This window comes from uncultured Vagococcus sp. (assembly GCF_963518325.1).
In the GTDB taxonomy this organism is placed as follows: Bacteria; Bacillota; Bacilli; order Lactobacillales; family Vagococcaceae; genus Vagococcus_D.
Map to the genome: position 1 here is coordinate 43,200 of NZ_CAUQJB010000033.1, position 12,218 is coordinate 55,417.

The window sequence follows — 12,218 nt, forward strand, 5'->3', positions numbered from 1 at the left end:
TATGATAACAATTAAAAATTTAAAAAAACAATTTACTAATACGATAATTCTAGACAATATTTCATTAGAAATTAAGGTAGGAAGTAAAACAATTATCTTAGGTGAAAGTGGTTCAGGTAAGTCAACGCTATTGAATCTCATTGCAGGGTTTGATTTACCAGATTCAGGCGAACTGATTGTTGGAAGTAAAGATATTGCAAAGATGAACGAAGAAAAACGAACAGAGTATAGGCGAGGCAAAATAGGATTTGTTTTTCAAGATTTTATGTTGTTTGACGATTTAACAGTAGAAGAAAATCTTAGAATGGGAGCTAAGTTTAATAGAAAAAAATTAGATAAGACAGAGACTAAAGATTTGATAGATAATACGCTAAGTTTACTTGGATTGACAGAAAAAAAAGATTATTACCCAGAACAATTATCTGGAGGTCAAAAGCAAAGAGTAGCAATAGGTAGATCATTATGTACAGAACCGGAATATATTTTAGCGGATGAACCAACTGGCGCATTGGACAGTGCAAATGAAGAGAAGGTGTTGAGAATTTTCGATATTATAAACGAAAAATACGGAACAACCTTAATATTGGTAACCCACAGTCAAAGGGTCGCACAAATAGCAGATGAGATTATCTATATAGCTGACGGTAAAATATATGAAAAATAATAAAATGTCTAAAATTTTTTTTAATGGTGTTTTCCTTTCATTAATTGTAATTTTTGTTTGCATTGCGCTCTTTCAAGTAAGTTCAACATTAAATGTTGAAACAGATAAATATAGTAGCATAGAGCTAAGTGCAAAAGGTAAAGTTACTTATGAGGATAATTCCTTATTGTTTAATAAATATAAAAGTAAGTCAACCATTTCAAATTTTCATTTTGTTAAGCTAGATAAAGGGAATTATGAGGAATATTTGATGATGAAGGAAAGTGATAAGTTAAGGGATTATGAACTAACAGAGGGGAGACTCCCACAAAAAAAAGATGAGGTTTCTATCTCAGAAGAGGCTGCTAACGAAAATAGTATAGTGATTAATCAAATAATAGTAATTGATAATCGCCCCAATAATGTTGTAGGCGTGTATAAACCCGATGGAGAACAAGTTGAGAACATTATAAAAAAACTGGTGGTAATGCCAGATACAAATATAACTCAGGTTACATTTTTTCAATTAGATAAAAGTGAATTTGAAGATATTAAAAGCCATAAAACTAATAAATTTGAGATAGTTATAGACGATGGTAATAATCAAAGAGAGGCACTACTTACTCTTTTAAAGTTGATTGTTTACATTATTTCTGTAATTACAATTTTTCTACTAGTGATTATGATCGAGTACGAGATTAAAAAAGTTTTAAAAAGAAGGAAGAAAAATATTTTTTTATTAAAGTCTTTAGGAGAGACCAATCCTAAAATTTTAAATAATGAAGTTATGTATTTTCTTAAACCTTTTGTTATAGGCTTAGTATCGGGCCTAGTTATAGGAACTATAATAATACCAATATTTTACAATCTTTTGTTAGGGAATTTCGGTGGAAAAAGTTTCTACCAGTTTAGTTATCATAATTACCCTATAAAGCCTATACTATTTGGTGTTTTAATCTGCTTTTTTGTTGAGTTCATGTTATTTTATTTTAATGTTTCAAAGAGTTTGAAAAGTGTGACGCTAAAAGATTTTTACCTGGAGAAATCCAATAATAGTTATACGGTTACTGGTGTTTTAAAAGGCGCAAGTATGTTGTTAGTTTTCATGCTAGTTACAAGCCTATTATTAAAAGTTGATGTAACTATTTTTTTAAAAATAGTAATAGTAGTTTTGATAATTATGTCAATTTTACTATGGCCAATCTTTTTTATGTTTTGTGTTAATCGCTATATGCGCGGAAAGCTATTGTTTGTCAAATCATTTATCAATACTAATCAAAAAAAAATTAGTAGTATCATATTAGTTTTCACTTCAATACTAACCTTGCAATTTGTGGTGATAAGTGCAGTTATATCAAGCCTAAATACGGTTAATGAAGGATGGAAAGTGATTCTGACTGGTGATGGATTTGCCATAAATCCTTCGATGGAAAAAATGGATCCCCAGGTACTATCTGATATTAAAGGAATTGGAAATCTATATGTTTCTACTAAAATATATCCTACCGATAAACTCTTTTATAAAGGAGAGAGTACAAATGGTTTCATGATAAAGGGGACAGATATAGCAAAATATAAATCAAGTGTGGAAGGGGAAGTTGAAACAAACGGTATCTTAGTTGGTAAGGCGATTTCAATGAAATTGGGTATTTCGATAGGTGAGTATGTGACATTCAAAGGTCATGATTTGCCAGTGTCAGGTATTACGTCTTCTGGTGAAAATGGAGGAGATATAATTTACATTGATCCTGATATGTTTAAATTTTTATTTGCTGAAGAGGGGTCTGAAATTGTAACTTTTGATATTATAAACGAAAGAGAATTTTATAAAAGCCTTGAAGGAAAAGGAAATGTCTTCTATTTTAGAACTAATGAGGAGTACATTCAAACGGGGATAAAGTCAGTGTATTCTACTTTGGCACCAATAGTAGCCTTGGATGTGATAGTAGCGGTTCTAGGTATCCTCATCATTATGCTAATGTTAAGTGACTTGGTACATGATAATCGTAAATCTATAATTTTATTACGATCGTTAGGTAGTAGGAGAAGAGAGTTGTTCAAAGAAAACCTCATGGTCTTATGTATAATTTCAGGTATGTCATTTGTTTATTCTCTAGTATTCACACAGTTAATTGCAGAGCACCTTAATCGTTTTATTGTTTCTATGTTAGGGTCGATTGTTGAAATTAATGTAGTAAATGGAGCTACTTTTACAATTAGTTTTATCATATTGGTTATTATTAATCTAGTCATTACGATAATAAATACTATTAAGATGAACAAGGTTTCTATTGCCAACGAGGTGAAAATTTTATAAAAAGGGGCAAGATGATAGTGGATTGCTACATTAATTCGATTTACAGAATATCGCCGTTAAAAGACTCAATTGATATAGAAACTTTTGGTTTTTATTCGACCTATTACACGTTTTCTTTGTTTCAGACAAAGTATAAAAAAATTCCTTTGTATTATTTTGTGGGATGTAATATGGAAATTAAGGCTTCTCTCAAAAAGTACTTTAATCTAAACCTACTAGAGAAAGAGTTCAACACATTTTTAGCGTTTTATACTAGTTTACTGAGTATCAATAGGGCAGTGATACCTGTAGATAAATACTATCTACCATATTTAAATACGGATCAACATTTTTGTTATCACTTTGTGACGGTCGAGCGTGTGTCTGATCACGGCGTGTATGTCTATGATTACCTATTGCTTGACGAATTTTTTATTGCATGTAGTGATTTAGAAAAAGCAATGAGACCCTCTGATGAACCTTTTTCACAAGGATTCAAGTTAAAATATTTTCAAAATAATCCATTCAATTTTGATGACGTAATCTTGGATAAGAGGGAGTGTTATAAAGATTATCGCCACCATCTTAAAGAATCAAAAAAACAAATCGAATTGGTTTGTCTCAAATTAAAAAAAAATGAACAAAATAGCAGTGTGTACTATCGGTTGCTATCCAAATGGTTATTTCAAACACTCGCCATTATGGATATAAATAAAGCATATTACAGAATCGATATAATGAATCACTTCCTAGGGTTAAATGATAAAGAACAAAGTCAATGGTGGTTAGTTCAATCTGAGAAGTATAGATATCTGTCAAAGAGTATAGAAAATAAACCTGAAGGTTTCTTTCAGCACGTAAATACCCTTAAAAGCTTAATTGAAAAAGAAATAGAGTTTTATGAAGGTGAGTTATGAAATTGATTTATTAAGAAGATATTTATTTTGCTGCACTGTAGTATAAAAATGCAGGTGGCAAAGTTTTTATAGCGATGGGAATAGGTATCTGCTCTTATCGAAATATTATATGAAAGGAGAATAGAACATGAAAAATCAATATGATGAAGTTGTAATCGAAGAATTGGAAGATTCAGTGACAGCCGGTAGTGGATTTGGTTGTAACTGCTAGAATGTTTAACTGATTAGCTATGCAAGCTGTGTGTTGAAAGTGATTTTGACATATAACTTGCATAGTTTATTTAAATAAATATAATTGTTCGTATTTTATCTAAGTAAGTACTAAGGATTATGTTTATTTACTAACTATGAAGGGATTGAAAGATGAAATGGGAACTCAAAACATAATACCGATAGTGAAAAATTATTTTTATGAGGCAAATACTAATAAAATATTACGTGGAAGTTATGAGAGTATTATTGAGAATGAATTTAACAATAAGCACGAAGTGACGTTGATGTCTTCATTTGTTGATGTGAAGTTGAAAAAATTAACTATCACAGTAACTAATGCATGCAATTTAAATTGTAGCTATTGTTATGCAGGAGGTGGTAGCTATAATAAAGCAGTGAAAACTATGACAAAAAAATTAGCTAAAGAAGTAGTTAATTGGATGTTAATGACGTTCAAATTAGGTATAGAGAATGTTCAGTTTTTTGGTGGAGAACCGTTACTTGCCTTAAATATTATTGGATTTATATGTGAAGAAATTGAGAGGCGCTGTTCTGAAAATAATAATTTAATAAAACCGCAGTATTACTCAATAGTAACAAATGGTACCTTATTAACGAATAAAGCCCAGGAAATTCTAAATAAATATAAGATTAATCTAACCATTAGTTTAGATGGCCCACAGGATAGTCATGATGCATTTAGAGTATATAAGAAGAGTAACAAGGGCTCATATAATGATATCTTGACCTTATTAAAAAAGAATGAATTGAATCGTGAATATAATATAGCGTTTCAAGTGACCGTGACGGATGATTTGGTGCCTATAATGACGCCAATAAACATCTGCGAGTTTTTTTCTCTTTTGGAAAGTTTTAATCCGTCTTTGATTCATATTAATCATGTAACTCAAATTCGATCTGAAAATGAGGAAAAAGTTAGTATTGCAGAATGGGAACGTTTTAATCGAGATTTATATGATTACATCTATAAGTTAGGCATCAAAAAAATGTACAAAGACGTTATTGGGACCTTATCGAAAATTTCGAAACCGATTTCGGCTGTATGTGATAACTACTGTAGCGCGGGTATAAATGAATTTTGTGTAGACGAAGTTGGAGGTATATATCCGTGTTTCATGTTCCAAGAATTTCCTGAGTATCAAATATCGCATATTTTAGAATACGAATCTCAAGAGATGGACAAAAGTATCAAAAATTTTCAAACAATTAAAAAAAGTGATAATTCTAAATGCTTGTCATGTTGGTTGAGAAATCAATGTTCATCATGCATTGCTGAGGGGTTACTTGTCAATAAAGAAGTTGGGAATAATTCGAACTTAATGTGTGAAAATAAAAAAAATAAAATGTTGGAAGTATTGAAACATGAACTTGTGGGAGAGCTTGAATGACAAATTGGCTGGAAATGATAACAAAGCTATATGGTGAAAAGATTGCCTTTATTGATAAAGATAACCGACAGATCAGTTATGAAACTTTTTTTGAGAATGTTGAATGTCTCGCTGAGCTTATAACGACAGAAGACAGCCAAAATATTATATTGGGAGGATCTCAAACATATGAATGGATTGTAGCTTTCTTTGCAATTATTTATTGTGGAAAGACTGTTGTTTCAGTTGATGTCAATTATTCAGCTGAAAAAATGAGTTTAGTAGGGACTCAATTAGAGTCAAACTGTATTCTGACCACAGATAAACAGATAGTGAAGGTTGAAAATATGAGCGTCAAGAATATAGCAAATTTACAATTTGAAGTACGAAAAGAAAAAAATACAACTAGGGAACGTGTTTTAGATAGTAATACAATTGTGATTATACAGACTTCAGGTACTACTGGAAATCCTAAGTGGGTAGAACTATCATCAAAAAATATCCTAGCTAATATTTTTTCAGTTAAAGAAGTAGTTGAATTTAAAGGAGAAACGATTCATTTCTTACCATTACACCATGCATTTGGAATTGTAGCTCTATTAGTAAGCTTATCCTGTGGTTGTAAAATTCATTTGTTAGAACACTCGAGATTTCTACAAAAGAAACTATGTGAAGTTAGAGTGAATTATTTGATTGGCGTTCCTATGGTTGTAGAAGCATTGTATAAGTTGGCTCATGGAGAAGTTCAGGCAGATTTAAAAAAAATATTAGGGAAAAAAATGAATACAATTGTTAGCGGAGGTGCAGTGCTTGATTCAAAGTATGAAACCTATTTTCAGGAATTAGGAATTAAACTAATTAATGGATATGGAATCACAGAATGTTCGCCGATTATTTCTGTTAATTCAAACATCTATCCTGAAAAATTTAAATGTGGTTCTGTAGGAAAAGCAATCAGTTGTAACGACATAAAAATTATTGATCAAGATAAGGAAGGAAATGGAGAAGTTTGTGTCCGGGGGGATAATGTTTTTAAACGATACTATAATGAGTCAACCTCACTAAGTAACAAGTGGTATAACACAAAAGACATTGGCTTTATTGATGATAATGGATTTCTTTTTTTGAAAGGTCGGGCTAAAAATATGATTCTTTTATCTAATGGAGAAAATATTTATCCAGAGCAACTAGAGAAAGTTTTTCTTGAATCGTCTCTAATTGATGAGGCTATAATATATGAGAGAGAGGGAAGGATAGAAATAGAAGTCTTTTCAATAAATGGAAGTAGTTCTGATAAATTTAAGCGAGCTATCAGAACAGAAATTAACCATATTAATAAAACCTTACCTTACAATCAAAATGTTTCTGGTATTTTTGTAAGAGAGCATGCCTTTGAAAAAACTAACACAAATAAAATAATCAGGAAGTAGTTCAGACTCACTAGTATTTCGTGTCTTATCAGTGTACGTGTATTAATATGGCTTTAGAGACGATGTTTATTTTGGAAGGAGAAACGGTGGAAGACTTAAAGAAAGAAATTTTTGATGAAATAAAGAGCGAATGTATGAAGATTCGAGAAAAAGAATCACAAGATATAAGTTCAAACACTGTGCTATTAAATGATTTAGGATTGTCATCTTATGACTCAATGATACTGGTTGCTACACTAGAAGATAAATTTGAAGTATCATTAGAAAATGACGATTTTTTTCAGGTTCGAAAAATAGGTGACTTAGAGACCTGCCTTTTAAAAAAAATATTAGAAACTTAAATTAGCAACTATTTAAAAGAAGAGCGAATAGAAAATGGATTAATAGATTCACTCGTTGAATATTCCCTTTCAAAATATGTGATCAATGATTGAAATCGTCTGCTTACCTTAGATAAAAAAACCAAGCGGGAAGAGATCAAAAAAGTGGTGACACAGCTGTCTGACAGCTATCCATTGATTCGTCAACGCTTCATTCAAGGGATGGAACAAGGGACCGCTGAGACCTTTTGGCAAAGTAGTTTGCAACAAACTGAAAAAGTTAGTGATGATAAGGGTTTCAATCCCTAATCTAAGGTAGAATTAATTGCAACCTGTCAAAAATCGTGTATAATTATAAATGAAATGCTCATAAGGGAGTAACTGGCGGCGATTGCCGTGACAACATCACCAGCACTGAAGGGAACCCCTTTCTGGTGTTGTCTTAATTAGTGAGACTTATGTATGCTCTTATTTGCGCATACACAAGTCTCTTTTTGTATTCTGTGTACGCAAATAAAAATTTTAGGAGGATGGAAATGTCGGAAGAGAAAAAGCAACAACTGAAAGAAGCGTTTTATACTCAAACTGAAGCAGAAGTACTTGAGAAAATGCAGACGTCAAAAGAGGGGTTATCCAATCAGGAAGCCCACAAACGATTAGAGGCCTATGGGGCTAATCAATTAGATGAAGGGAAAAAGAAAACCCTGTTATCTAAATTCATCGATCAGTTTAAAGACTTTATGATCATGATTTTATTAGCAGCAGCCTTGATTTCATTCTTTACAGGCGATCGCGTCGAAGCTATTATGATTATTGTTGTGGTTCTTATTATGGCGATCTTTGGAGTGGTTCAAGAAGCGAAAGCAGAGCAGGCCATCGATGCGCTGAAAAGTATGGCAACGCCAAATGCGAACGCCATGCGAGATGGCAATGTTAAAACCGTTAAAAGTACGGAGTTAGTACCAGGAGACATTATCATGTTAGAAGCCGGTGACGTGATTCCTGCGGATCTGCGTTTAATTGAAGCCAACTCAATGAAAATTGAAGAAGCAGCTCTAACCGGTGAATCAGTGCCTGTTGAGAAACATCTAGATGTGATCAGCGATGCAGAAACAGGAATCGGCGACCGTTTGAACATGGCGTATATGAATAGCAATGTTACTTATGGCCGTGGCGTTGGTGTCGTTGTGGGAACAGGCATGAATACCGAAGTTGGTAAGATTGCCCATATGTTATCACAAGCAGATGAAACCAACACACCATTAAAAGAAAACTTAAACTCATTAGGTAAAACACTGACCATCGCGATTTTAGGCATCTGTGTGATCATGTTTGGTGTTGGAATGTTAAAAGGCAATACAACGTGGATTGACATGTTGTTAACCTCTGTTTCACTTGCTGTAGCAGCAATTCCAGAAGGTTTGCCTGCGATTGTGACCATCGTCTTGGCGATTGGCACACAAAAAATGGCCAAACGAAATGCCTTAGTACGTAAATTACCAGCCGTTGAAACCTTAGGTAGTACTGATATTATCTGTTCTGATAAAACTGGGACGTTAACAGTTAATAAAATGACGGTTGAAGCAGTTTTCACTAATAACGAATTGCATTCAGCAACAGATGAGCTTGCAGCAGATAACATGACTTTAAAAGTCATGAACTACTGTAACGATACAAAATTCTCTAAAGAAGGCACATTAATTGGTGACCCAACAGAAACAGCCTTAGTCCAATTTGGCTTAAATAAAGCGTATGACGTTCGTGAAAAACTTGTGGCAGAACCACGTGTTGGTGAAGCACCATTTGATTCAGAACGTAAATTAATGTCAACCATTCACGAGTTGGCTGACGGTCGTTTCCTAGTAGCGACTAAAGGCGCACCGGATGAACTATTAAAACGTTGTGTCTCTTATGACGTCAACGGAGAATTAAAACCAATGGATGAGGCTGAGCGTCAGTTAATCCTAGAAAATAATACGGGTCTTGCTAAACAAGCCCTACGTGTCTTAGCCATGGCTTACAAAATTGTTGAGACTAAACCAACAAGCGTAGAATCAGCTGATTTAGAAAAAGACCTGGTCTTCTCTGGCTTAGTAGGGATGATTGACCCTGAGCGTCAAGAAGCTGCTGAAGCTGTTCGTGTTGCTAAAGAAGCGGGAATTCGTCCTGTAATGATTACAGGGGATCACCGTGACACAGCTGAAGCGATTGCGGTTCGTTTAGGAATTTTAGGTAAAGATCAGCACGAGGCAGTTATTACGGGTGCTGAACTAAATGACATGTCTGAAGAAGAGTTTGCTAAAAAAGTTGGCGATTACTCTGTTTATGCTCGGGTATCGCCTGAACATAAAGTGAGAATCGTGAAGGCTTGGCAAACAGCAGGTAAAGTCGTTGCCATGACCGGTGATGGTGTCAATGATGCACCAGCTCTTAAAACAGCTGATATCGGAATCGGTATGGGAATTACCGGAACAGAAGTATCGAAAGGCGCCAGTGATATGGTCCTTGCAGATGATAACTTTGCGACGATTATCGTGGCTGTTGAAGAGGGACGTAAAGTTTTCTCAAATATCCAAAAGACTATTCAATACCTGTTAGCTGCTAACTTAGGTGAAGTACTGACCTTGTTTATCGCCACATTAATTGGTTGGGATACCTTATTACCGGTTCACTTATTGTGGATCAACGTCGTAACAGATACTTTCCCAGCGATTGCACTGGGTCTTGAACCAGCTGAACGTGATGTAATGAGTCACAAACCTCGTGGCCGTAACTCCAATTTCTTCTCTGGTGGCGTCATGAGCAGTGTGATTTATCAAGGGATTTTAGAAGCAGCGATTACCTTAGGCGTATACTGGGCAGCTATCCAATGGCCAGCACACGTTGCCTTAACAGCCGCTCAAGAAGCTGCAGCAGCAGCCAACAACATTGGCTTGAATCAAGCTATTTACGACATGCAACATGCAGATGCTTTGACTATGTCTTTTGCAACATTAGGCTTAATTCAACTGTTCCATGCCTTTAATGTTAAGTCGATTCATCAGTCAATCTTCAAAGTGGGAGCCTTTAGAAATAAAGTCTTTAACTATGCGGTCTTGCTATCCTTTGTGTTATTGGCAAGTACGATTGTGATTCCAGGCTTTAACGATTTGTTTAGCGTGGCTCACTTAGATGCTTACCAATGGGCAATTGTCTTTGGTTCATCCATCGCGATTATCCCAATTGTGGAAATTGTGAAGTTCTTCCAAAGAAAATCATTAGATATCTAGAATAATCTAAATCCTCTGACTGTGGTCAGGGGATTTTTATGTAATAAATACTTTAGCAAGGAAGGCTTTTCTTCTTTGACCAAACAGTGTAAAATAGAAACAGATAATCAAAAGAAAGAGGAGAATCAAGTGAAAGCGAATTTAGGATTTTATATTCAAAAAATAAACGATATAGTCAAAGAAACGGAAACGATTGGCGAAACCATGAACCCTTATTTTGAAGAGGTGAGAAACGCCATTGATAACGGGACAGTTGACCAATTATCAACAGATAAATTAACAGAAGTTCACGAAAACTTTGGGAAAGGCACGGCTAGCTATCAAGGACTATTGGATACGATTAAAGGATTAAAAGCACCGGCCAAAGTCATTGGCATTCATAAAAAATTGGAAAAAGCATATACTGATTACGTTGCTGGTTGCCAGGAAATGGTTGATGCGGTGAATCCATCAGCCGCCACAGTTGATTCGGCTGCCTTCGATGACGCTGAGAAAAAACAAGATGAAACCACTGATACAATTGCTTTTTGTATCCAACGAATGACCAGTTTGTTAATGAAATAAGAAAAGCACCTCGCCAAGGGCGAGGTGCTTTTGAAGCTATTAGTCGCTGGATAAACCGCGGAAAAGTGGCAGTGTATCGATGAACTCGTTCTTTACTTCACGAGTTATATCACTGAGTTTTTCAAATAAAATTGATTAGCTTCCTCTTGAGTGTTAAATTCTCACCGAATTTCGGAAATGAAACAGGGGTATTGAATAACGACATGTCCTTTCTTATGTAAACGATTTGTCGCCAGTCTGTCTGAGAGGCTATTCATCCTATCTTGCATGTTGATCATATTAATCACCTCCTCTCCCCTATTAATTAAGATACGAAAAAAAGTTGAATTAACGTTAATTTTTTTAAAATAACATTTATGACTGACAATCGGTCTTAAAAACAGTAAATAAGCATGCAAATATGATAGTTAAAATGTTTTTTTAAGGAATGTTTATTTTAACTAGACTTTTGGGCAAAACAGTAGTAAAATGAACTTATAACCAACAACAACCTTTTTATTTTTCATTTTACTCCTCCAGAGTAAAATAACTCCTTTTTTCCGCCTATCTAGTAGATAGGCGGTTTTTTACTTAATAGGAAAGTATATAACTTTCTCTATATCGTAGTTTGGATTCAGCTTCGTGAGGCACTACTACGCTTCGATCGCAACAAATGCTAAGTGCTGCCGTTGGTCTAGCTTTTTACTGCTTAGAGACAAACAATGTAGTAAAGCAATAGGAGAAGCGGCAACGCCTCGTTCAGCCTTTTTTGTAGGTTCGAATAAGTAATGATAATTAATATGAAGTTTGTTATATTGAAAATGATAAAAAAATAGGTGTAGCTATGTCAGGTATAAAGAGCGAATTTGACAGTTCAAGTCAAAAAGAAACAGCCTTTAGGAATGCAACAAGTGAACTTGTTCAACCTACTTCGGTTATGTCCAAAGAATAAATTGATTGAATTACTTTCAAATCATTCAATTAATTAACCTCATTCACTTGTGATATGCACATGCGTATCACAAATAATGAGGTTTTTCTTACAGAATGGCGGTTTGATGGGATTGATAAATGATACTATGTTTTCTCGAAGATACAGATAATAGAAAAAATGGCTAAACCTTAACACTTCAATATTTAGCCATTTTAGGATTGCGGAAGGCATAAAAGAAATATCCTCTCTTTCTAATAGACCTAGG

At 34.2% G+C, this 12,218-nt stretch carries 10 protein-coding genes; 9 read left to right on the top strand and 1 reads right to left on the bottom strand.

Going from position 1 to position 12,218, the window contains the following annotated elements; translation table 11 throughout:
* The first annotated feature begins 1 nt into the window (after nucleotide 1).
* The 9 genes from RWN13_RS19585 (at nucleotide 2) to RWN13_RS19625 (ending at nucleotide 11,040) form a co-directional block, all read left to right on the top strand.
* The gene (locus RWN13_RS19585; protein WP_314067191.1) at nucleotides 2-664 is read left to right on the top strand and encodes an ABC transporter ATP-binding protein; all 663 of its coding nucleotides are present in this window, start codon (nucleotides 2-4) and stop codon (nucleotides 662-664) included.
* Nucleotides 654-2,960 carry an FtsX-like permease family protein gene (locus RWN13_RS19590; RefSeq protein WP_314067192.1) on the top strand — a complete coding sequence of 769 codons (2,307 nt, stop codon included), beginning with the start codon at nucleotides 654-656 and terminating at the stop codon, nucleotides 2,958-2,960. Before RWN13_RS19585 ends, RWN13_RS19590 begins: the two co-directional genes overlap by 11 nt.
* A gap of 170 nt (nucleotides 2,961-3,130) precedes the next feature.
* Nucleotides 3,131-3,856, top strand: a complete 726-nt coding sequence (locus RWN13_RS19595; protein WP_314067193.1) for a hypothetical protein — start codon at nucleotides 3,131-3,133, stop codon at nucleotides 3,854-3,856.
* Nucleotides 3,857-4,212: 356 nt separating this feature from the next.
* Nucleotides 4,213-5,478, top strand: a complete 1,266-nt coding sequence (locus RWN13_RS19600) for a radical SAM/SPASM domain-containing protein (protein WP_314067195.1) — start codon at nucleotides 4,213-4,215, stop codon at nucleotides 5,476-5,478.
* Nucleotides 5,475-6,887: an AMP-binding protein gene (locus RWN13_RS19605; RefSeq protein WP_314067198.1), complete on the top strand. Its 1,413-nt coding sequence runs from the start codon at nucleotides 5,475-5,477 to the stop codon at nucleotides 6,885-6,887. The genes RWN13_RS19600 and RWN13_RS19605 overlap by 4 nt, the downstream gene beginning before the upstream one ends.
* Before the next feature lie 47 nt (nucleotides 6,888-6,934).
* Entirely contained in the window at nucleotides 6,935-7,228 is a 294-nt protein-coding gene (locus tag RWN13_RS19610) for an acyl carrier protein (RefSeq protein ID WP_314067200.1), read from the top strand.
* Between the two features lie 144 nt (nucleotides 7,229-7,372).
* A complete protein-coding gene (locus tag RWN13_RS19615; RefSeq protein WP_399553704.1) occupies nucleotides 7,373-7,516 on the top strand; it encodes a hypothetical protein in 144 nt (47 codons plus the stop codon).
* A 227-nt stretch (nucleotides 7,517-7,743) separates the two neighbouring features.
* Nucleotides 7,744-10,476 (top strand): cation-translocating P-type ATPase, encoded by a 2,733-nt coding sequence (locus RWN13_RS19620; RefSeq protein ID WP_314067202.1) that lies wholly within the window; start codon nucleotides 7,744-7,746, stop codon nucleotides 10,474-10,476.
* Nucleotides 10,477-10,605: 129 nt separating this feature from the next.
* Nucleotides 10,606-11,040, top strand: a complete 435-nt coding sequence (locus tag RWN13_RS19625) for a hypothetical protein (RefSeq protein ID WP_314067204.1) — start codon at nucleotides 10,606-10,608, stop codon at nucleotides 11,038-11,040.
* Nucleotides 11,041-12,010: 970 nt separating this feature from the next.
* Here the strand turns inward: RWN13_RS19625 and RWN13_RS19630 are convergent.
* Nucleotides 12,011-12,218: hypothetical protein (locus tag RWN13_RS19630; protein WP_314067206.1), on the bottom strand; the 208-nt coding region annotated here is incomplete at its 5' end.

Excerpts from the sequence above, each read along its gene's own strand:
- RWN13_RS19595 (WP_314067193.1), top strand. The coding sequence starts at position 3,131 with ATGGAAATTAAGGCTTCTCTCAAAAAGTACTTTAATCTAAACCTACTA.
- RWN13_RS19605 (WP_314067198.1), top strand. The coding sequence starts at position 5,475 with ATGACAAATTGGCTGGAAATGATAACAAAGCTATATGGTGAAAAGATT.
- RWN13_RS19620 (WP_314067202.1), top strand. The coding sequence starts at position 7,744 with ATGTCGGAAGAGAAAAAGCAACAACTGAAAGAAGCGTTTTATACTCAA.
- RWN13_RS19610 (WP_314067200.1), top strand. The coding sequence starts at position 6,935 with ATGGCTTTAGAGACGATGTTTATTTTGGAAGGAGAAACGGTGGAAGAC.
- RWN13_RS19585 (WP_314067191.1), top strand. The coding sequence starts at position 2 with ATGATAACAATTAAAAATTTAAAAAAACAATTTACTAATACGATAATT.
- RWN13_RS19590 (WP_314067192.1), top strand. The coding sequence starts at position 654 with ATGAAAAATAATAAAATGTCTAAAATTTTTTTTAATGGTGTTTTCCTT.